Consider the following 20,061-nt stretch of genomic DNA (forward strand, 5'->3'; position numbering starts at 1 on the left):
GGAAGTTCTGCGGGGAGTGCGAGGCCCCTTTCTGGCGGCCATGGGAAGAAGATACCCGTGGGGTCTGACATGCTCGGTGGCCGTCCAGGCACCCGCCAGGGCCCCTGGACGCCCCCGGGAAGGCCTCCGGGCGGGGTGGGGAAGGGGGGAGCCCAGGGCCCCCCGGTTTCCGGCCCCTGGCGAGGCCCCTGGAGCCGCCGGTTCCAGGCCGGGGGACGGCCTGCCGGACGGGGTTTCCGGGCGCTCCGGGACCTCTCCGCCCTTGTCCTCCGGCCCGGCGCACGGCTAACTCGCCTCCCTGAATCGGCTCAAGGGAGAGCGTCAATGCAGGTCGTCAGTGTGAAGAAGGTCCTCGCGGGCGCGGTGGAGGAGGGGACGAAGGTGGAGGTCCGCGGTTGGGTGCGCACCCGGCGCGACTCCAAGGCGGGCATCAGCTTCGTCAACGTCAGCGACGGTTCCACCTTCGACCCCATCCAGGTCGTCGCCCCGGCCACGCTGCCCAATTACGAGAAGGAAATCCTCCACCTCACCGCGGGCTGCTCCGTCGTTGCCCGGGGCTCGCTGGTGAAGTCCCAGGGCAAGGGACAGGCCTTCGAGGTGCAGGCCGACGAGGTCCAGGTGCTGGGCTTCGTGGACGACCCGGACACCTACCCCATCCAGCCCAAGCAGCACACGCTGGAGTTCCTGCGCGACGTGGCCCATCTGCGCGTGCGCACCAACACCTTCGGCGCCATTACGCGCGTGCGCCACCGCGCGGCCCAGGCCGTCCACCGCTTCTTCGACGAAGAGGGCTTCTTCTGGGTCAACACGCCCATCATCACCGCCAGCGACGCGGAGGGCGCCGGGCAGATGTTCCGCGTCTCCACGCTGGACACGGTGAACCCGCCTCGCACGCCGGAAGGCAAGATTGACTGGCACAAGGACTTCTTCGGCAAGGAGGCGTACCTCACCGTCTCCGGCCAGCTGAACGTGGAGGCCTACGCCATGGCGATGTCCAAGGTGTACACGTTCGGCCCCACCTTCCGGGCGGAGAACTCCAACACCACGCGCCACCTGGCCGAGTTCTGGATGATTGAGCCGGAGATCGCCTTCGCGGACCTCAACGAGGACGCGAACCTGGCGGAGCGCTTCCTCAAGTTCGTCTTCAAGGCGGTGCTCGCCGACTGCGCGCCGGACTTCAAGTTCTTCGAGGAGCGCGTGCAGAAGGGCGTCACCGAGCGCATGGAGAAGTTCATCAACTCCAGCTTCGAGCGCATCGACTACACCGAGGCCATCGAAATCCTGAAGAAGGCCAAGAAGAAGTTCGAGTACACGCCCGAGTGGGGCAAGGACCTGCAGACGGAGCACGAGCGCTACCTCACCGAGGAGCACGTGGGCCGGCCGGTGGTGGTGATGAACTACCCCGAGCAGATCAAGGCCTTCTACATGCGCATCAACGAGGACGGGAAGACGGTGGCCGCCATGGACGTGCTGGCCCCCGGCATCGGCGAAATCATCGGCGGCAGCCAGCGCGAGGAGCGGCTGGACGTGCTCGACGCGCGCATGCGGAAGTTCGGCCTCCAGCCCGAGCACTACCAGTGGTACCGGGACCTACGCCGCTACGGCACGGTGCCGCACGCGGGCTTCGGGCTCGGGTTCGAGCGGCTCATCGTCTACATGTGCGGCCTGCAGAACATCCGCGACGCCATTCCCTACCCGCGCGTGCCGGGCTGGGCGCAGTTCTAACCGCGCCCACCCCCGGAGCGGCTGCGCCCGTCTACGGCAGCCGCTCCTGCAGCGCGGGCCAACGCGTCTTCACCCACTGGCGCACGTACTCGACTTCGCCCTCGTACTCGTTGAAGTCCTGGCGGTCGTCCCAGTCGGGGAAGTTGCCGGCGCCTCCGCCCCGTCAAGGGTCGTCGGCCAGGTCGTCCAGTGCATCTTGCGCGCGCTCGCGGTAGAAGGGCACGACTTCAACGGCGAGCACGTCGCGCATTTCCTGTCGTGCGCTGTCGTAGTCACCCACCAGACGATGACGCTTCATCCTGTAGAGCGCGTCCACGAGCCTGTTGGAGCCATCCGTGATGCGCGCTGAAGTTGCCCGGAGCAGCTCGAGCGCTCCGGCCTCCGTGGTGAGTGCTCGCGCCGCGTCGTCGTCGCTGATGGCGACCTCGCGAGCGGTGCGCATGAGGAGTGAGCGCACTTCATCCGTGAGCACGAGCGGAGCGCCTTCGCGCAGGACCCGGCGCGCCAATGCCCGGATGGGGTCCCAGTCGATTGCGTAGGACATGGGCTATTTCTCCTCCTTCCGCCGGTGGCACTTGTCGATGGGCCATTCCTGCTGGCCCTCGCAGTAGCGAAAACACGCGTAGCAGGAGCCAGTCCAGCCGTCCTCCTGACATTCGCCATACGTCCGGATGCAGCGCCGCTTCCACTCTGGGAGGTCCGCGTTGTGCGAGTCGTCCCACTCCGAGGCCGCGCTGTCCGATGCGGCCTTCGCGCCGCCCATGAGTACAGCGGCTTCCGCGGCTGAAAGCCCGCACGCCTCGGGAACTCCCGGGTTGCGCTGCAGGCAGCATGTCTCGCTATCCAAGCAGGTGGACTGGGCGTAGTAGCCGCGGCTCGCGCTGGAGTGTGCGGGCCGGGAGCAACCCGACACCAGGGCAGTGCAGGCGAGCGCAAGTTGCAGCGCAAAGGCCTGTGTTCGAAGGGGAGGCATGGCGCGCATGGTATGGGCGCACCGGATGCCTCGTCCAAGGAGTCAGAGGAATCTCCAAGCCAGGGCACGGGTGCCGGTGGTGACTCCACGTGCGACGCTACCCGCGCGTGCCGGGCTGGGCGCAGTTCCAACCGCGCCCCCACATGGAGCGGCTGCGCCCGTCTACGGCAGCCGCTCCTGCAGCGCGGGCCAGCGCGTCTTCACCCACTGGCGCACGTACTCGACTTCACCCTCGTACTCGTTGAAGTCCTGGCGGTCGTCCCAGTCGGGGAAGTTGCCGGCGCCTCCGCTGGCCTCGGTGCCGAACGTCTTGTACTTCGGCCCCCACTTCGCCCAGTCGCGCTTCGCGGCGGGCGCCGTCTCCTTCACGTAGCCGTCGATGAGGGAGAGCGCCGTCTCCAGCTTCAGCTCCTCGCGCAAGAGCTTCCGGTAGCGCTCGCGCATGGGCCCGGCGATGGCCGGCTCGGCCAGCATCCGCTTGAAGAGCAGGTTGTCGGCCTCGAAGGTGAGGCGCGCGGTGGGGGACGAGCGGGTGGTGTCGAAGTTCTGCCCCAGGCTCGCGTCCAAATCCCACGGGATGAAGCGCCACGGGCCGCCGGTGGCCGGGTCGTAGGCGTGGTAGGCGTTCTTCCCCTGCGAGTCCGTGCCCAGGATGAGCGTGTTGAAGATCCACCAGTCCTCGTAGTCGCTCACCTTCGCCCGCTGCGGGAAGCCCGTGCGGAAGGCGGCCGCGTCCGAGTCGGCCACGAAGGCGACGAAGTCATTCAGCGTGTCGAAGGCGTGGGGCTTGCCCTCCTCGGGCGTGCCCTCCTTCTTCTCGAAGCCCAGGTCGAGCGAGGGCTTGGGCTGGCCGGCATGGTCCAGGCGGGAGAAGTTGGCGTTGTTGTCCACGGCCTTGAAGAGGTCCGCGTCCTTGGAGAGGCCGTGCGCGGCCATGAGGCGTTTGTCCACGTGGTCCGCCACCGTGTAGACGCCCATGAAGCGGTTGTTCATGTAGAGCACCGCGCTGTAGGTGCGAATCTGCACGTGGTCCGGCGCCATCCGGTTCCACAGGTCGAAGGCCAGGCGCGCGCGGACGTAGGAGTTGTCATTGAACGTGGTGATGAGCACCACGCGCTTCTTGTCCTCGAAGCCGCCGCCGAAGACGGGCTCGCTGAAGAGGTCCTCGTCCTTGAACTTGAAGGTGAGGCTGCGCTTGGGGAACACGCTGGAGGTGGCCCCTCGGTACTGCGCTTCGATTTCGAAGCGGCGCCCCCGGTAGACGAGCTGCGCGGGCCGGTAGCCGCCCGAGGTGAGGCCGCCCTCGAAGGACAGGTGGAACACGGGCAGCCCGTACTCCTCCGTGTACGTCGCGGGGTCGGCGAACTCGACCTTGTCCGCAGCCACGATGTTGGGTGCCACGCCCACCTTGAGCGTGCCCGTCTCTCCGGTGCTCCGCTCATGCAGGACCAGGTTCCACACCGCCGACTGGGCCCGAGTGGGCGTCCAGCGCAGCGTGGCGGTGGGCTCGTCGAAGCTCGCGCCCTGCGGGAGGTTGTCCACGGTGAAGCGCACGTCCGCGGCCTTGTGGCCCGTGCCGCACGTCACGGTCGCCGTCACCGGCTCGCCTTCCTGCACCCAGCGCGCCTCGCCCGCGGTGGGCGCGCACACGGTGGGCTTCGGCGGCGGCGTCCCCGCGTCCGGTGTGCCGGCGTCAGTCTCTCCGGGCGGAATCCCCGCGTCGGGCGTCCCGCTGTCGGTGTCGTCCGGGGGCAGTGTGCCTGCGTCGGGCTGCCCGCTGTCTGGAGTCGGAGAAGGGCTGGGGCCCGGGGCTTCGTCCGCCGGTCCGGGTGCATCCGGTCCACCACCGCCCGCGCTGGAGCCTCCACAGGCCACCATCAGGCCCGTGACACATGCCAGCAAGACGCCCGCAAAGCGTTTCCCCGCCACCTGAGTCCTCCCCCTCGCCCGTCCCGTCTTCAGGGTCAGAGGAGTAACCATCCGGTGACGGCGCGGGGAGTCAGCCGGGGCGCGTCACTGTCCGCCCGCGAACGGGAAGGAGCAGCCAGGCAGGCGTGTCAGGCGGCGCCGTTCATCGTGGCCAGCACGGCGCCCACGGAGACCAGGGCGACGCCGGCCAGCCGCTCCCGCCAGACGATGGCCTGCGCGGAGCTGGAGAGCCGTCCCCCCGCGACGCCGAGCCACGCGTAGACGGCCAGTACCGGCACCTCCACCACGACGCAGGTGAGGCCGTACGCGGCGAACTGCGTGACGGCGCTCTTCCCGGGGTGGATGAACTGGGGCAGCAGCGCGCCGAAGGACAGGATGGACTTGGGGTTGGCCAGCTGCTTGATGCAGCCCTGCGCGAAGCCGCTGTCCCACAGCGCGGGCTTGGGGCGCTCCTCCAGGGAGAGACTCTTCCGGGCGCTCAGGAGGGTGCGCACGCCGAGGTAGACGAGGTACGTCGCGCCCGCGTAGCGGATGACGTTGAACGCGATGGGGGAGGTGGCCAGCGCCGCGCCCAGCCCGGCGGCGGAGATGAAGAAGTAGACCGCGTTCCCCGCTTGCACGCCGAGCGCCGCGCCCATTCCCGCGCGGAAGCCGCGCGACATCGCCTGGGAGATGACGAGGAGAACCGCCGGTCCCGGGGTGATGGAGAGGACGAACATCGTCACTGCGAAGGTGGCCCAGAGGGTGAGGTCCATGGTGCAGGCGTGCCGCGGGGTGAGGTGTTCCGAGGCGCTACCCTACGGACGCAGCCAGCCCACGGCAAATGACGCGGTTCCCGTGGCCAGCGCCTCCGCCTGCGTGCCGGCACCGGCGCACGCCCTGACGCGAGGTCCTCTGGTAAGAAGACCCTGGAGGTCATCCCGCATTGTCGCAACTGTCCAGGCTGGTTTTGGTGCTCGTTCCCCTCTTGTCGTGGACAGCAGCTGCGGAGCCGAATCCCGAGCGCACCCGCAAAGAGCGCCGCGTCACTCTCTCCGCCGCTCCAGTCGAGATCCGAGTGGCGCCGGGCACTGTCACAACCCTGGTGTTCGACGCGAGCCTCGACCGGCAGTCCGTGGAGTTGGACCGGACACGCTTCGCCCTGGTGGACGTGGGCGACCGGACCCTCATCCTGGAGCCCCTCGCGGAGCTGAAGGGCGAGGTTGCTTTGCGCGTGCGCTTCGCCGATGCGTCCCAGCCCGAGTCAAAGTTCAATCTCATCACACATCCGGCTGAAGTGGACAGCCAGGTCCGGTTGTTCCGGGACGCGCGGTCTCCCGAGGCGATGCAGGCGCAGGTAGCGGAACTGGAGGCGCGATGCGCGGCCTGTGAAGCGGCGTTGGCTGCACTGCGTGAGCGCAACGAGACCACGGGAGTGGCTGGCATGGCCCTCGCGAAGCAATTCGAGACGAGAGGCGTCAGGGTTGATTGGCTCAAGACGTGGTCCAGCTCAGGCGCTGGTGGCCTGCGGGCGAAGTCCGTCCGCCGCTACCTTGCGGAGTCGTGGGTCGTGCTCGCCGTGACGGTGCAGAACACCTCCGGCCAACCGTGGAGAACGGACGGGGCGTGGCTTGTGAGCGAGTCCACCGGCACGCGCGAGGAAGCACGCACCGTAGCCATGGCGTCAGAAACATTGCTGCCCGGTGGAATGGGCCTCGTGGTGGTCGAATTCAGCAGCCCTCGAGGGCTGCCCGGAGAGGTGTTCCGATTGGTGGTGCAGGGTGCAGACGGCAATCGGCCTCTGTCCGTTGAGGGCGTGGCAATCAGGGATGGCGCGCAGGAGAAGAGTCCATGACGACGGCAGAGCCGCCTACCTTCCTCAAGCCCGGAGTCCACCTCGATGCCTACCGCATTCGCAGGTGGAGAGGCGGTGGTGCTTACGGTGACGTGTACGAGAGCGTGAAGGACGGTAGGCACTTCGCGCTGAAGGTCACCAAGCACCGGCAGTCCAGCGACGACCCGAGCAAGACGTACCTGCGCCAGTTGCGAGAGCTGGTGTGCCTCGTCCAGTTGGATCATCCCAACATCGCGAAGGTCCATGGTTGGACGCGCACCGCGGATGGGCGCGGATACCTGGCGCTCGACTTCGTGGAGGGATGGACGCTGGCTGAATGGCTCCAGGAGATGCGTCCCACGTTCCAGGACGTCCTGCGCGTGTTCGTGAAGCTGGCCAATGCTCTGGAGCACCTCCACAGTCGAGGTGTCCGCCACAGGGACATCTCGCTCTCCAACGTCATGGTGCGGAAGTCCGACGGAGAGCCGGTCATCATTGACCTGGGGGCAGGCGAACACTCCGGAGCGCTAGAACTGACGGACGCGCCATTGCCGCCGGGGACTACTCGCTACCGCTCGCCGGAAGCTGCACGCTTCTTCAAGGAGCACCGAGACGAGCCGAGCGCCAGGTACGACTTCCCGCTGGAAGATGATTCCTACGCGCTCGCGGTGTGTTTGTTCGATGCGCTGACCGACCCGGAGCCCGCGAAGAATGCTGACGCGAGGAAGGTCCCCCGAATCAACGTCAACAGTCTCAGCATGGCGCCACCGCCAGCACGCAGGGCAAATCCGCGAGTACCTGAGCCGTTGAGCGCGCGGGTGGCGAGGCTATTGGAGCGCGACGTGGAGAAGCGGCGTCCCGCGCTGGCCTCCATGCGAGAGGCCCTGGAAGAACTGGGCGCCCAGGACAGCGCGGAGTGGCAAGCGGAGGTCTTCGCTTCCGCCGAGGAGGACATGGGCTCTCCGGAGACCCCCGGTGTCGCTCGCGCGGGAACACGGCGGCGCATGCTGGCGGGTGCCGCTGCGGTGCTCGCCGCCGTGCTCGCGGCTGTCGGTGTCGCTATGTTGATGCGCCAGTCCCCATCACCGGAAGGACCGCCAGCGCAGGCCGCTCCGGAATCTCCCAGCGGCCCGAGAGCTGAAGCTCCCGTCGCGCCACCTTCGACCCATGCTCCGCCTGCCAGTGCAGTACCGTCCTCGCCCGAGGTCCCCGTTCAGAAGGAATCCCCCGTCGTGAATGCGCCCAAGAATCAGCCTCCGAGTCCGCCTGTCGCCAAGAAGCCGAAGAAGTCAGCGCCCGTCTTCAGCCTGGAGTTTTTGGGGAAGTGCGCTGCGGCCACTGCTTTTGCGGCTGCGCAGTGGGGATGCCCCGCGTCACAGGTGCTGCCTACGCAGGAGCGCTGCCCCTCGGCGGCCGTGACAGCCATGAAGCACAGGTGGCTCGAAGACGGAGGGCAGTTCTTGATCCGCGTAGACGTGAATCAAGCTGTTACCCCCTACTGCGAGCGCAATCCCGCGCATAGTATGTGTGAGGTTGTCGTGGGCGATGGGGAGATCGAAAGCGAAACGCGGGAGAAATACGGGGACCTACCCGTGGGGACGCGGCTCTACGGCCGAGTGTGGACAGGCGGCAAGGAGGTCGTCGCGCGCTACACCAGGGCCAGGCCTCCAGGGGAGGAGGAGATCCCCATCTGCGTTGCGCTCGGGCTGCCCGGTGGCGAGGGTGGTGCGTTAACGCAGCCCGGCTCCAAACCCGGCGCCGCCGTCCTGATGAGTGAGGAGCCCGCGCGATTCATCTTCGGTCAGTGGCCGTGAGCGCGGATTGTAAAAGCTCTTTGCAGAAATCCGCCTGAAAACAGCCCTGAACGCTTTCGCCACGGTGTTGCAGTAACTCGGACTCCACACCTGTGGCGTCGTTCCATTCCCGGGCTTCTGGTGGGTAGTTTCCTTCTGCGTTCGCGCGGTGTCCTCACCCGCACCAGATGAAGGAGAAACCCCCCATGCCGTACTCTGGCGAGCCCTGGTTTCCGAAGGGCACGGTCCTCTTTTCGCGAAGTCGCGCCGCCTATGAGCTGCTGGAGGATCTGGGTCCGGGGCACCATGGCGAACGTGCCCTCTTGGCCCTCCGGCGTTTGAAGGGCGAAGCGCGAGGCAGGTTCATCCTCAAGGTTGTTCCGCTTCCCGCCGTCACAGCCGGTCTGAAGCTGGCGCGGAAACGGTTGGAGGAGGAGGTGACGCTGGCCACGTATCTCAGGCACCCGAGCATCGCCCGGGTGTACGGGCTGCACAGGGCCATGGGCGCGCTCTACATCATCACGGAATCCGTCGCCGGATGCTCCCTCAACACGCTTGTCGAAGTAGCCCTCGCGCGGGGGAGACACTTCCCCGAGTCATTCATGCTGTACGTCGGCGCTCAGATTGCTGGGGCCCTGGCGCATGCACACACCTGCCGAAGCGAGAAGGGCGAGCCGCTGCACATCGTCCATCGAGCCATTGACCCGACGCGCATCCGCGTGACGCTGACGGGACAGGCGAAGCTGACCGATTTCGGGCTGGCCTCCGCGCATCTGCCAGGACGAAAGAGCGTGCGTCTGCCTCGTGCCAGGGGAGAGGTCTACTGGGCCTCCCCCGAGGCTCTTTTCGGGGAACCCGAGAACGCACGCTCCGACCTGTTCGTGTTGGGCATGGTGCTGCTGGAGTTCGCCACGGGGAAGCACCTGCTCAGCGCGCCCGACATGCTGACGGAGGACTTGTGGGCACTGGTTCCAGAGGGAGCTCGCGACCGACTGAACGGCGCCATCACGCGGGCGCAGGACGAATGGGCCGGTGTGGATCCGGAGGATACGATTCTTCGTGCTGCCACCTTCACTCCAGAGGACGTGGAGTGCGCAACGGAGAAGCTCTCCGAACCGACGCGCGCCATCTTCCGCAAGCTGCTTCAGCGAAATCCGGCGGAGCGGTACACGTCTGCGTCGGCGCTCCAGGAGGACATGACGAAGGCTCTCCGGGAGCGCGGAAACTACGACGGTGCGAAGGCGGCTCAGGAAATCCGGCGAGCGTTGCAGCGGGCCGGGGAAGCATTCGCCGCAGAGGAAGACGGCGCGGAAAGCGCGTTCTCTCAGGACGACATCACCACGGAACCGGCTCCGGTTTGACCCGACGCGAAGACGGGAGGGGAGACGCGGCCATCTGCACGTCCTGGCCGCGCCTTCCATGTTCGGACCGCTCCCTCCGGAGTCGGCTTGGGGGCCGTGGGCGAGCCGCGCCGGGCCACCGCCTCGAAGGCGAGGGGCCAGCGCCCGTACGCGTCAGCCCCTCGCGCGCCGGGCCGGAGGGAGGCTGCCCAGGGACGCGAGGACGGGGCACTCGGCCTCGGTGTCGCAGACGCCCTCCGCGAGCAGCTTGAGGATGGCGCGCTTCATGCGCTGGAGGTCCTTCACCCGCGCGTCGATGGCCTCCAGCTTCGCCGCCGCGAAGCGCTCCACCTCCGTGGAGGAGGGCACCTTCCGGTCCGACACGGCCAAGAGCGCGCCCACCTCGCGCAGCGAGAAGCCCAGCTCCTGCGCCCGGCGGATGAAGCGCACGCGCGTGACGTGCCGGGGCTCGTAGACGCGGTAGCCGCTCGCCGTGCGGCGGGGCGCGGGCAGCAGCTTCTTGCGCTCGTAGAAGCGCAGCGTGGGGATGCCGACGCCCGCGGCGGTGGCCAGGTCGCTGATGCGCAGGGTGGTGGGGACGTCAGGTCGCGGGGGAGAGGCGCGCGGGCTCATGGTGGTTCCTCCACCACAGGATGGCACCGCCCTGCACGAAGAACCATGTCAGCTCCAGGGTGAGCATGACGGCGAGCAGGGACGACTGCCCCTTCCACAGCGCCCAGGCCATCCACAGGGAGAAGAAGGCGCGCCCCGCCGTGTCCACAGCGCCGAAGAGGGGCTCGGGACGCCAGATGCGCAGCAGCGCCCACAGCGTGACGATGGTGCCCATGAGGCTCACGAAGAGCAGGTGCATCGGCCCGAAGTCGGGCGGGGTGGCGCCGGACAGGCCAAGCCGGCCATGCAATTGGTGCAGCTGCTCCAGGAGCCAGCCCGCCGTGAAGGGCGTGGCGAAGAGGACGGTGACGAAGAAGTCGTAGAGCGCACTGGCGAGGACGACGCGGGACGTGACGCGGAGGGCTTCGGGTCGGTTCATGCGAAGGAGGCTACGGTCTGCACCAAGGTGCAGGGTCAAGGCCCATCCACTCCGGCTCCCGGATGGTTGCGCGCGCAGTCGGCTGTCCTGGAGAGGGCCCGTGGCCCGTCGCGAGGGGTAGACAGTTTCGCTCGCGCATGCAGGTCCGGGGGCGCGGAGGCCGTCTCGAGCCAGGTGACAGACTCGGCTTCGTATTCCACCCAGGTGATGACCATCTTCCAACGACTCGCAGTGTTCCTGTTCGCGCTGACCACCCTGCCAGGTGTCGCGGGGGCCCAGGCCCCGCCCACCGCCACCAGCGAGCCCCGCGCGGTGGAGGTGGACGTCCAGGCCACGGACGCTGGCACGGCCGTCTCGTCCGACGACGCGTCCCGTCTGGGGCTGTCCGCCGACGGCGGCGCGGTGTGGCTGCAGCCGCCCGCGCTCATCGCCGACTCCCCCGCCGCGTGGCCCGAGGGGCTGCAAGGCGCCGCGTCCGAGGTGAAGCTGGTGCTGCTGGTGGACGAGCACGGCGCCGTCACGGAGGTGAAGGTGGCGGAGCCCTCCGAGTACGAGGCCCTCACCGAGGCCGCGGTGAAGGCCGCCCCGGGCCTGCGCTTCACCCCCGCGCTCATGGCCGGGAAGCCCGTCGGCGTGCGCATCAACTTCAATTACCGCTTCGAGCCTCCCGCCGGCCTCGCCTCCACCCACGCCCGCATCCACGGCGAGGTGCGCGCCCGGGGCACCCGCCGCCCGCTGGTGGATGCCGCGCTCTTCGTCGACGGAAGCGCGGAGCCGCCCACGCTGGTGGACGCGCAAGGCCGCTTCGAGGTGGAGGTGCCCGTGGGCACGCACCGCCTGGAGGTCCGCGCGCCGGGTCACCAGCCCTTCACCTTCGAGGAGACGGTGATGGCGGGGCAGAGCCTCGCGGTGGTGTACCGGCTCCAGCCCTCCGTGGTGAACCCCTACGAGACGGTGGTGCGCGACGACCGGCCGCGCACCGAAGTCACGCGCATCAGCCTGCACGAGCAGGAGATTCGCGAGGTGCCCGGCACCCAGGGCGACCCGTTCCGCGTCATCATGCTGATGCCCGGCGTGTCCAGCGTCGCCTCCGGCCTGGGCTACCCGGTGGTGCGCGGCGGCCAGCCCGCCGCCACCGGCTACTTCCTCGACGGCGTGCGCGTCCCCATGCTGTACCACCTGCTCCTGGGGCCCGCGGTCATCCACCCGGACTTCATCGACACCATCGACTTCTATCCGGGTGCGCCGCCGGTGCAGTACGGGCGCCTGCTGGGCGGCGCTGTGGAGGGGCGGCTGTCGCGTCCCCATGAGGACCGGCTGCACGCCACCGCCTACGCGGACCTCATCAACGCGGGAGGCTTCGTCGAGGTGCCCTTCGAGAAGACGGGCACCTCCATCACCGTGGCCGGCCGCTACAGCTACACCGGGCTGCTCATCCCCGTGGCCTACGCCATCTTCAACGACGAGGAGGACAACCCCATCCATGCCGGCTTCTGGGACTACCAGCTGCGCGTGGAGCAACAGGTGGGCGAGGGCCGGCTGCGGCTGTTCGCGCTGGGCAGCTCGGATGACGTCGGCGAGGACTCGGGCAACTACGAGGGCGGCCTGGGCGGCACCATCATCTCCCGCTTCCACCGCGTGGACCTGCGCGGCACGCACCCGCTGGCGGGCGGCGAGGGCGAAGTGGGCCTCACCGTGGGTCTCGACAAGGTGGGGCTGGTGGGGCAGCGGACGCTGGAGCTGCGTCCGGGAGAGGGCCTCACGCAGGTCAACTCGGGCGAGTACGGGCTGGACCAGCTGTCCTTCTCGGCCCGCGCGGGCTGGAAGCGGCGGTTCTCGGACGCGCTGGAGGTGCAGGTCGGCGGAGACGTGGAGCACCGGCGCGTGGCCACCACCATCACCGGCTCCGCGCGGCCTCCGGGCTGGCGGCCCTCGGATGACGCGCATCCGCTCAAGCAGCCCTCGTCGCTGGGCACCCTCTCCGGCGCGTACGTCTCCGCGACGTGGCGGCCCGCGGAGAAGTGGCTGGTGGTGCCCGGGGCGCGCGTGGACTCGTACCACCTGGTGCCCGGCATCGACCACGTCGCCGTGGAGCCGCGCCTCAGCGTGCGCCACACCTTCAGCGACACGCTCACCCTCAAGGGCGGCGCGGGCCTCTTCCACCAGCCGCCCACCATCCTGCTCCACCTGCCCGCGATGGACGTCTCCGGCCTGCGCTACGGCCTGCAGGAGGGCGCCCAGTTCGACGTGGGCGCCGAGTGGAAGGCGGCGGAGGGGCTGGAGCTGAGCGCGGACGCCTTCTACAACCCGCTGTGGCGCACGGTGGAGTTCGACGTGAAGCAGGTGCTGGAGAACCGGCAGCGCCGGGGCCTCTTGCGCGAGGACCCGGCCGCGAGCGGCTACGCGTACGGCATCGACCTGATGGCGCGCCACCCGCTGGGCCGCAACTGGTTCGGCTGGGTGACGTACAGCTTCCTCCAGAGCAAGCGGCACAAGCGCTTCGCCCGATACAACGATGACACCTCGGTCCGGGAGATGGCGGAGGCGGACGTGCCCTTCGCCTTCGAGCAGGCGCACGTCTTCAACGCCGCGCTCAGCTACAAGCTGCGCAACAACTGGACGGTGGGCACGGTGGTGCACTTCAACACCGGCCGTCCGGAGTCCGGGGAGATTTCCTCCGTCACCCAGCGCGAGGTGCGCACCACGGACAACTTCAACGCGTGGATACGCAAGGACGCGGACCAGGTGGACCGGCTGGCGCCCTTCTTCCGCGTGGACTTCCGCGTGGCGAAGTCCTGGGCCCTGGACGACTTCAACCTGGAGGCCTCGCTGGACGTCCTCAACCTCTCCCTCCAAACGGAGGTGTTCGCCTACGAGTACACGCGGAAGGGCGGCAAGCTGCAGCGCGAGTCCGTGGGGATTCCCGTCATCGTTCCACTGCTCGGCCTGAAGGGGAGCTACTGAGATGCGCCATCCATTCAAGCTGCTGGGGCTGCTCGTCCTCGCCTCCACCGGGTGTGACCGGCTGCAGGACGAGCCCATCTTCGTCTATGGCCGCGCCGAGCAGCGGGACGGCTCGCCGCTGGTGGGCGCGACGCTGGCCTACGAGCGGGCGAAGGTGGAGTACCCCACGAACTCGGGCGTGCCGGAGCCCTGGCCCAAGCCTGTCTTCACTCCCTACGGGACGGCCACCACCGAGGCCACCGGGGACTACTTCCTGGAGATGCTCTACGGCGACGTGCAGGCGGTGAACCCAGCCCAACCCGAGCTCCCCACGTCCTACCGTTACCGCATCTCGCGGCTGGAGGAGGATGGCGCGGGCACCTTCGTGTCCTTCGTGTTCTGGGACGACGTGGAGCTGCCGTTGCTCAAGACCTGGGATGCGCGCCTGACGCTGACGCCGGGGTCCGAAGGCACTGTCGTGTCCTTCGCGCCGGCACCGCCCACTTCGGAGGTCCCCGTCACCGGCGAGGAGGTCAACATCGTCACGGTCGAGAATGAGGTGGTGCCCGGCCATCCGACGACGCCCGAGCCGGTGCTCTTCCTCACGAGTGGCGGGAAGCCGGTGTTCCGCTGGTGGGGCGCTCCCTCGCCATGGACGGCGAGCCCCTATGTGCTGGAGGACTTCGCAAGCCCCGAGGTGCAGCTGCGCGCCATGAGCATCGGCGAGTGGTGGTTCTACCCGCTGGGGGCGAAGTCCTCTCCCCTGACGTTCCGCCAGGAGTGGCGCACGGCGCCCATGCCGATGCCCGCCGGCACCCTCCGGCCCGTCAGCCGGGGCGTGTCCTGCACGCCCGTGCCCGAGCCCGAGGACCCCTGCCCATGGACGGACGGGCGCCTGGAGCCGGTGCGGCTCCCCCTGGGCATCACGCCCCCCGTGTGGATCACCCTCACGCTGCCCGAGCCCACCCGGCTGAGGCACGCCGTGGTGCGGGGCATGGAAGGCACGAACGGCAGCTACTTCATCCTCGAGGGCAGCGTGGACGGCGAGCAGTGGACGCGTCTGGCCCTCACCCCCCTCCTGTTGTCCGAAGACCCCATCGACCGGGGCCGCTGGCGCCTCGCCGACCAGACCCAGTGGGACAGCCCCTTCGATGGGCGCCTCTACAGGGGCGATGGCGCAGGCCTCTTCGGGGAGACGCCCCTTGAGGACGTGGGGCCGGTCCGCTACGTGCGGCTCACCGGGACGTCGTACGCCAACGGGAACAACGGCGTCCAAAGGAGCATCTCCTCCCTCGCCGAGGTGTCGCTGTTCGAGTAGGGCCGCGCTACCCCGTCTTGAGGCGCGCCGACTGCTCGGCGTGCTTCGCCAGGGCCTCCGCAATCTGCGCGGACGTCCACAGCGGGTCCAGGCACGGGCAGAAGTAGCCGGGGCCGGCCTTCTCCTTCACGGCCCACTCGAAGAAGCCGCGCGCGGTGGCGTGCAGCTCCTCGGGGAGGAGGAGGGCGGCGACGTCGTATTCGGTGAAGCGGAGCAACCCCGGCACGCGCCACTCGCGCTCCCAGTCGAAGCGGTAGCTGTAGGGCGCGTTGTGCGTGTCGCCCTGGATGTCCACGAAGGGCGTCATGGACCAGATGGGCTCGCGCTGCGGCTCCTTCGCCACCAGCGCCTGCTGCACCTGGTGCTTCAGCGCGACGTGCGCGGGCGAGCCGTACTGGACGTACCAGACGGGGCCGCCGCCCTGGGACAGGACGTAGCTCTTGCTGAAGGCGATGCCGTACAGGCTGCGGCGCTGGACGAGCCGCGAGAGCTGGTCCAGCGGAATCTCGCTGAAGCATACCGAGCGGTGGCGCTCGGCGACGGCCGGCTCCCTGCGGGCGATGCCGAAGCCCTCCGCGCCGGGGATGAGCGTCCGCGAGCCGAGGATGCTCATCATGTTCTGGTAGGAGTCATGGTAGGGCGCTCCCGGCTTCGTGAAGTGCACCACGAAGTCGGACATGTCTCGCCACTGTGTGTTGGCCTGATAGCCGAGCATGGACCCTACCTCCCCGGTAATGTCCCGGACGGGGGTGGGGGATGCAACCCGAAGGGTCGGTGTCTCCCCGTGCCCGCTCGCCGTGCCTGCGGCCGGGCGGGGCCCTGTTCTTCGTCCGACCCGCGGGCGTGTGAACAGGGACGCGCACTCCGTGGATGGGGCCCGTTGCGTTGCGGCGCACGGGCCGCGCTGGTTAGGGTTGCCTCGTGGCATCTCCCGCTCCCCAGCTCTCCGACCAGGCCTGCACCGCGCAGCGGGCGAAGGTCTTCAAGGCGCTCGCCGACCCGTGCCGCGTCCGCATCGTCGAGATGCTGGCGCGGCGGGGAGACATGTGCGGCATCGAGCTCGCGGAGGCGCTCGGGGTGAGCGGTGCCCTGCTGTCCCACCACGGCAAGGTGCTGGAGGGCGCGGGCATCATCACGAAGCGCAAGGACGGCCCCCACGCCTACTGCGTCCTCAACCGCGCGCTGCTCGCCAAGGCCTTCAAAGACTTGCTGGACTGAGCGCCGCCGCCGGGGGGCAATCAAACATTCATTTGATTGTTTGAGGGGTGCCCATTACTTCGATGCGCCATCGAGTTCCGCGCGGAGGCGCACCATGTCGCAGCAGCCTTTGTTCACGCCCGTCAGCATCGGTTCCCTGAAGCTCCCCAATCGCATCGCCATGGCGCCGATGACGCGCAACCGCGCCGGGGAGGGGCAGGTGCCCACTCCGCTGATGGCGGAGTACTACGCGCAGCGTGCGTCGGCGGGCCTGCTCATCACCGAGGCCACCCAGTTCTCGCTCCAGGGCTACGGCTATCCGAACACGCCGGGCATCCACACCGACGCGCAGGTGGAGGGCTGGCGCCGCGTCACGGACGCCGTGCATGCGCGCGGCGGGCGCATCTACCTGCAGATATGGCACGTGGGGCGCATCTCCCATCCGGTGATGCAGCCGGGCGGGGCGCTGCCGGTGGCGCCGTCCGCCATCGCCGCCGAGGGCACGCTCTACACCACCCAGGGCCCGAAGCCGTTCGTCACGCCGCGCCCGCTGGAATTGAACGAGCTTCCGGGCATCGTCCAGGGCTTCGCCGAGGGCGCGCGCCGGGCGAAGGAGGCAGGCTTCGACGGCGTGGAGGTGCACGGCGCGAATGGCTACCTGCTCGACCAGTTCCTGCGCGACGGCAGCAACCACCGCACGGACGCGTACGGTGGCAGCGTGGAGAACCGCGCGCGCCTCTTGCTGGAGGCGACGGAGGCGGTGGCTGGCGCCATCGGCGCTGAGCGGACGGGTGTGCGGCTGTCACCGATGAACGCGTTCAACAGCATGTCGGACTCGGACCCGGCGCGGACGTTCGGTTACGCGGCGGGCGCGCTCGACAAGCTCGGGCTGGCGTACCTGCACGTCATGGCGCCCGTGGCGGCTCCGGAGACGCCCCGCCTGCTGCCGCTCATCCGCGAGCGCTTCCGCGGCCCGCTGATGGTGAATGGCGGCCACACGCTCCAGAGCGCCAATGCCGTGCTGAGTGACGGGCTGGCGGACCTGGTGTCCTTCGGCTCGCCGTACCTGGCCAACCCGGACCTGCCCGAGCGGCTGCTGAAGGGCGCGCCGCTCAACACGCCGGACCAGGCCACGTTCTACGGCGGCGACGCGCGCGGCTACACGGACTACCCGGCCCTGGCGGCCTGAGGCGTCCTCGTGCCCCGGTCGGCCGGACTTCAGGGCCGGCGCGCCGTCACCCAGACGCCGGGCCTGGGGCGCAGGGTGATGGCGGGCGCCGGGGCCAGTGGGTGCCCCGGTGCCAGGTCCAGCCGCACGCGCTGGAGCAGCGTGGCCAGCACGAGCACCAGCTCCATCAGCGCGAACTGGTTGCCGATGCACTGGCGCGGCCCGCCGCCGAAGGGGAAGAAGGTGAAGCGCGGACGCTCCCGCTCGCGCTCGGGGAGGAAGCGGTCCGGGTCGAACGCGTCGGGGTTGTCCCAGAGCTTCGGGTGGCGGTGAAGCACCCACGGGACGATGAGCACGTACGAGCCCTTGGGGACGCGGAAGCCGCCCACGACGTCGTCCTGGATGGCGGCGCGGGAGAAAATCCACGCGGGCGGGTAGAGGCGCAGCGACTCGTCCACCACGCGGCGGGTGAGCGCGAGCTTCGGCACGTCTTCCACCGTGGGCGTGCGGCCCGACAGCTCCCGCGACAGCTCTGCCTCCAGGTTGCGCCGCACGTCGGGGTTCTGCGAGAGCAGCATCACCGTCCACGCGAGCGCGCTGGCCGTCGTCTCGTGCCCGGCCAACAGCAGCGTCATCACCTCGTCACGCAACTGCGTGTCGCTCATGCGCTCGCCGGTGTCCTCGTCGCGTGCGTCCATCAGCATCTGCAGGAGGTCGTGGTGCTCACCGCCTTCGCGGCGCCGGCGCTCGACGATGGCGCGCACCACGCGGTCCAGCGTGCCCGCGTCCTTCTCGAAGCGCCGGTGCGAGGGCAGGGGCAGGGCGCGCGGCAGCGGGATGAGCTGGGTGAGGCGCGAGTTGGCGAAGGTCTGCACACGGCCCAGGGCGTCGCCCACGGCGCGCGACTCGCCGCCCACCTCGGTGCCGAAGAGGGTGAGGCCGGCGATGCGCAGCGTCAGGTGGGTGAGGTCCTCGGCCACGTCGAAGGGCTGGCCGCTGGCGATGCGCGGCTCGAGCGCGCGGGCGAGGTCCTCCGTTGCGTCCACCATGGTGCTCGCGAAGCCGGCGAGCCGCTGGCGGTGGAAGGCGGGCTGGGCCAGCCGGCGCTGACGCAACCAGAAGTCTCCCTCGCTGGTGAGCAGCCCCTGTCCGAGCAACTCGCGAATCACCGCGAAGCCGCGCGTCTGCTTGTTGTAGTTGCGCGCGTTGTCCTGGAGCACGTGGCGCACGAGGTCCGGGTGGGCCAGCAGCGTCACGTACATCGGGCCGACGCGGATGCGCACCACGTCGCCGTACTCGCGCACCTGCGCGGGGAAGAAGGTGAGCGGGTCCTTCCGCAGCGCGCGCAGGTTGCCCAGCAGCGGCTCACCACGAGGTCCGGGAGGCAGCAGCGGGGCGATGGACGGTGGGGCGATGACGGTGGAGGACATGGCGGGCGCAATCCCTGGCGGGCGGGTGTCCCATTCTCGACCCGTGTTGGCGCGGGCGATAGTGGCCCGTGCTCCCTTGCGAGGGTGGAGGTAGCCTCGCGCGCACCATGGACACCCTGTTCCGCACCCGCCGCCTGGCCCTCGTGACGCTGCTCGCACTGGCCGTGGCCCCCGTGGCCCTGGCCGCCGCCGGCAGCCCGCGCCTGGAGGCCTTCTTCCAGAACGAGCTGAAGAGTGCTGACTACCAGCAGAAGGTCTACTCACGCGTGGCCGGGAAGTGGCGGCAGCCGAAGGGCACTCCGGCGCTGGGGAAGAAGGCGGTGGTGCAGGCGGTGATTGGCCGGGACGGGAAGCTCGTGTCCGCCACCGTGAGCACGCCGTCGGGCTCCAAGGCGTGGGATGCCGCCGCGCTGGCGGCCGTGAAGCAGGCCGCGCCCTTCCCGGCGCTCCCGGCGAGCTACACCCAGTCCACGCTGGATGCGCACTTCCACGTGTCCTGGGTGGCCGGCCCGTAGGGTATGGTGCGCGGCCATGGCAACTCCTCATATCTCCGCCGCACCCGGTGACTTCGCCGACGTGGTGCTGATGCCCGGCGACCCCCTGCGGGCCCGTCATATCTCCGAGCGCTTCCTGGAGGAGGCCCGTGGGGTCACCTCCGTGCGCAACATGTACGGCTTCACCGGCACGTACCGGGGCCGCAGGATTTCGGTGATGGGGCACGGCATGGGCATCCCCTCCCTCTCCATCTACGCCACCGAGCTCATCAAGACGTACGGCGCGCGCGTCCTCATCCGCGTGGGCAGCTGCGGCGCGCTGCGCACGGACGTGAAGCTGCGCGACGTCATCGTCGCCACCGGTGCCGGCACCGACTCCAAGGTGAACCGGATGCGGCTGATGGACCACGACTTCCCCGCGGTGCCGGACTTCACCCTGGCGAGGCGCGCGGTGGAGGCCGCCGAGAAGCGCGGCCGCCCGGTGCGTGCCGGTACCGTCTTCTCCTCCGACCTCTTCTACCACCCGCAGGAGCAGCTCAATGCCACGCTGGGGCGCATGGGCATCCTCGCCGTGGAGATGGAGGTCGCCGGGCTCTACGGCATCGCCGCCGAGACGGGCGCCCGCGCGCTCGCGCTGCTCACCGTGTCCGACCACCTCCTCACGCACGAGGCGCTCAGCCCGCAGGATAGGCAGACCTCCTTCGACGAGATGATCGAGCTGGCGCTGGACGTCGCCATCGCCGAGCCGCCGCCCCCGGCCCCCGCGCCGAAGGCGGGCTGAAGTCCCTTCCGCGTCCCGCCTCCGCGCGAGTCCCACGCGGAGCGGGATGCGGGCGTCAACCGGCCCCGCCGCGCCTCGCCGGACAGCAGCCGGGCAGGGTGGTGGG

Annotated in this window: 17 protein-coding genes; 10 read left to right on the forward strand and 7 right to left on the reverse strand. The window is 69.3% G+C overall.

The annotated features are described in order from the left end of the window. The first annotated feature begins 324 nt into the window (after nucleotides 1-324). A complete protein-coding gene (gene asnS / locus G4D86_RS45665) occupies nucleotides 325-1,725 on the forward strand; it encodes an asparagine--tRNA ligase (RefSeq protein WP_164001574.1) in 1,401 nt (466 codons plus the stop codon). 163 nt (nucleotides 1,726-1,888) lie between these two features. On the opposite strand, the gene G4D86_RS45670 is transcribed toward asnS, so the two are convergent. From G4D86_RS45670 to G4D86_RS45680, 3 genes are all read right to left on the reverse strand, one after another. Next, a complete protein-coding gene (locus tag G4D86_RS45670) occupies nucleotides 1,889-2,269 on the reverse strand; it encodes a DUSAM domain-containing protein (protein ID WP_164001576.1) in 381 nt (126 codons plus the stop codon). 591 nt (nucleotides 2,270-2,860) lie between these two features. Next, entirely contained in the window at nucleotides 2,861-4,576 is a 1,716-nt protein-coding gene (locus G4D86_RS45675) for a CotH kinase family protein (protein WP_164001670.1), read from the reverse strand. 179 nt (nucleotides 4,577-4,755) lie between these two features. Further along, nucleotides 4,756-5,382 carry a LysE family translocator gene (locus G4D86_RS45680; RefSeq protein ID WP_164001578.1) on the reverse strand — a complete coding sequence of 209 codons (627 nt, stop codon included), beginning with the start codon at nucleotides 5,380-5,382 and terminating at the stop codon, nucleotides 4,756-4,758. Between the two features lie 170 nt (nucleotides 5,383-5,552). On the opposite strand from G4D86_RS45680, the gene G4D86_RS45685 reads away from it, so the two are divergent. The 3 genes from G4D86_RS45685 (at nucleotide 5,553) to G4D86_RS45695 (ending at nucleotide 9,594) form a co-directional block, all read left to right on the forward strand. Next, nucleotides 5,553-6,461, forward strand: coding sequence for a DUF2381 family protein (locus tag G4D86_RS45685; protein WP_164001580.1), 909 nt, complete (start codon nucleotides 5,553-5,555; stop codon nucleotides 6,459-6,461). Beyond that, nucleotides 6,458-8,254, forward strand: a complete 1,797-nt coding sequence (locus G4D86_RS45690) for a serine/threonine protein kinase (protein WP_164001581.1) — start codon at nucleotides 6,458-6,460, stop codon at nucleotides 8,252-8,254. The genes G4D86_RS45685 and G4D86_RS45690 overlap by 4 nt, the downstream gene beginning before the upstream one ends. Nucleotides 8,255-8,439: 185 nt before the next feature. Further along, complete coding sequence (locus G4D86_RS45695) at nucleotides 8,440-9,594, forward strand: serine/threonine protein kinase (RefSeq protein WP_164001584.1); 1,155 nt, start codon at nucleotides 8,440-8,442, stop codon at nucleotides 9,592-9,594. 153 nt (nucleotides 9,595-9,747) lie between these two features. Here G4D86_RS45695 and G4D86_RS45700 read toward each other — a convergent pair whose 3' ends face one another. Together G4D86_RS45700 and G4D86_RS45705 are read right to left on the reverse strand one after the other, a co-directional pair. Further along, a complete protein-coding gene (locus G4D86_RS45700) occupies nucleotides 9,748-10,206 on the reverse strand; it encodes a heavy metal-responsive transcriptional regulator (protein WP_164001586.1) in 459 nt (152 codons plus the stop codon). Next, entirely contained in the window at nucleotides 10,175-10,624 is a 450-nt protein-coding gene (locus G4D86_RS45705) for a hypothetical protein (protein ID WP_164001588.1), read from the reverse strand. Before G4D86_RS45705 ends, G4D86_RS45700 begins: the two co-directional genes overlap by 32 nt. 174 nt (nucleotides 10,625-10,798) lie before the next feature. Here G4D86_RS45705 and G4D86_RS45710 point away from each other — a divergent pair, with 174 nt between their 5' ends. Together G4D86_RS45710 and G4D86_RS45715 are read left to right on the forward strand one after the other, a co-directional pair. Further along, nucleotides 10,799-13,588 carry a TonB-dependent receptor domain-containing protein gene (locus tag G4D86_RS45710; RefSeq protein WP_240360849.1) on the forward strand — a complete coding sequence of 930 codons (2,790 nt, stop codon included), beginning with the start codon at nucleotides 10,799-10,801 and terminating at the stop codon, nucleotides 13,586-13,588. 1 nt (nucleotide 13,589) lies between these two features. Then, nucleotides 13,590-14,885, forward strand: a complete 1,296-nt coding sequence (locus tag G4D86_RS45715; protein ID WP_164001590.1) for a hypothetical protein — start codon at nucleotides 13,590-13,592, stop codon at nucleotides 14,883-14,885. A 7-nt stretch (nucleotides 14,886-14,892) separates the two neighbouring features. On the opposite strand, the gene G4D86_RS45720 is transcribed toward G4D86_RS45715, so the two are convergent. Then, the gene (locus tag G4D86_RS45720; protein WP_164001592.1) at nucleotides 14,893-15,600 is read right to left on the reverse strand and encodes an abortive infection system antitoxin AbiGi family protein; all 708 of its coding nucleotides are present in this window, start codon (nucleotides 15,598-15,600) and stop codon (nucleotides 14,893-14,895) included. 206 nt (nucleotides 15,601-15,806) lie between these two features. On the opposite strand from G4D86_RS45720, the gene G4D86_RS45725 reads away from it, so the two are divergent. Both G4D86_RS45725 and G4D86_RS45730 read left to right on the forward strand, forming a co-directional pair. After that, nucleotides 15,807-16,103 carry an ArsR/SmtB family transcription factor gene (locus G4D86_RS45725; protein WP_164001593.1) on the forward strand — a complete coding sequence of 99 codons (297 nt, stop codon included), beginning with the start codon at nucleotides 15,807-15,809 and terminating at the stop codon, nucleotides 16,101-16,103. A 94-nt stretch (nucleotides 16,104-16,197) separates the two neighbouring features. Then, nucleotides 16,198-17,271 (forward strand): alkene reductase, encoded by a 1,074-nt coding sequence (locus G4D86_RS45730; protein WP_164001595.1) that lies wholly within the window; start codon nucleotides 16,198-16,200, stop codon nucleotides 17,269-17,271. Nucleotides 17,272-17,300: 29 nt separating this feature from the next. On the opposite strand, the gene G4D86_RS45735 is transcribed toward G4D86_RS45730, so the two are convergent. Next, nucleotides 17,301-18,680 carry a cytochrome P450 gene (locus G4D86_RS45735; protein ID WP_164001597.1) on the reverse strand — a complete coding sequence of 460 codons (1,380 nt, stop codon included), beginning with the start codon at nucleotides 18,678-18,680 and terminating at the stop codon, nucleotides 17,301-17,303. 107 nt (nucleotides 18,681-18,787) lie between these two features. Here G4D86_RS45735 and G4D86_RS45740 point away from each other — a divergent pair, with 107 nt between their 5' ends. Beyond that, on the forward strand, nucleotides 18,788-19,195 hold the full coding sequence (locus G4D86_RS45740) for a TonB family protein (protein WP_240360850.1): 408 nt from the start codon (nucleotides 18,788-18,790) through the stop codon (nucleotides 19,193-19,195). A gap of 16 nt (nucleotides 19,196-19,211) precedes the next feature. Then, entirely contained in the window at nucleotides 19,212-19,955 is a 744-nt protein-coding gene (deoD, locus tag G4D86_RS45745) for a purine-nucleoside phosphorylase (RefSeq protein ID WP_164001599.1), read from the forward strand. Nucleotides 19,956-20,061 lie beyond the last annotated feature (106 nt).

Origin of the sequence: Pyxidicoccus caerfyrddinensis (assembly GCF_010894405.1) — a bacterium.
Taxonomy (GTDB): domain Bacteria; phylum Myxococcota; class Myxococcia; order Myxococcales; family Myxococcaceae; genus Myxococcus; species Myxococcus caerfyrddinensis.

What these genes read in the sequence shown, in the direction of transcription:
- G4D86_RS45730 (WP_164001595.1), top strand. Translation starts at nt 16,198, where the DNA reads ATGTCGCAGCAGCCTTTGTTCACGCCCGTCAGCATCGGTTCCCTGAAG.
- G4D86_RS45720 (WP_164001592.1), bottom strand. Translation starts at nt 15,600, where the DNA reads ATGCTCGGCTATCAGGCCAACACACAGTGGCGAGACATGTCCGACTTC.
- G4D86_RS45670 (WP_164001576.1), bottom strand. Translation starts at nt 2,269, where the DNA reads ATGTCCTACGCAATCGACTGGGACCCCATCCGGGCATTGGCGCGCCGG.
- G4D86_RS45740 (WP_240360850.1), top strand. Translation starts at nt 18,788, where the DNA reads ATGGACACCCTGTTCCGCACCCGCCGCCTGGCCCTCGTGACGCTGCTC.
- G4D86_RS45680 (WP_164001578.1), bottom strand. Translation starts at nt 5,382, where the DNA reads ATGGACCTCACCCTCTGGGCCACCTTCGCAGTGACGATGTTCGTCCTC.
- asnS (WP_164001574.1), top strand. Translation starts at nt 325, where the DNA reads ATGCAGGTCGTCAGTGTGAAGAAGGTCCTCGCGGGCGCGGTGGAGGAG.
- G4D86_RS45675 (WP_164001670.1), bottom strand. Translation starts at nt 4,576, where the DNA reads ATGGTGGCCTGTGGAGGCTCCAGCGCGGGCGGTGGTGGACCGGATGCA.
- G4D86_RS45705 (WP_164001588.1), bottom strand. Translation starts at nt 10,624, where the DNA reads ATGAACCGACCCGAAGCCCTCCGCGTCACGTCCCGCGTCGTCCTCGCC.
- G4D86_RS45735 (WP_164001597.1), bottom strand. Translation starts at nt 18,680, where the DNA reads ATGTCCTCCACCGTCATCGCCCCACCGTCCATCGCCCCGCTGCTGCCT.
- G4D86_RS45715 (WP_164001590.1), top strand. Translation starts at nt 13,590, where the DNA reads ATGCGCCATCCATTCAAGCTGCTGGGGCTGCTCGTCCTCGCCTCCACC.
- G4D86_RS45690 (WP_164001581.1), top strand. Translation starts at nt 6,458, where the DNA reads ATGACGACGGCAGAGCCGCCTACCTTCCTCAAGCCCGGAGTCCACCTC.
- deoD (WP_164001599.1), top strand. Translation starts at nt 19,212, where the DNA reads ATGGCAACTCCTCATATCTCCGCCGCACCCGGTGACTTCGCCGACGTG.
- G4D86_RS45695 (WP_164001584.1), top strand. Translation starts at nt 8,440, where the DNA reads ATGCCGTACTCTGGCGAGCCCTGGTTTCCGAAGGGCACGGTCCTCTTT.
- G4D86_RS45700 (WP_164001586.1), bottom strand. Translation starts at nt 10,206, where the DNA reads ATGAGCCCGCGCGCCTCTCCCCCGCGACCTGACGTCCCCACCACCCTG.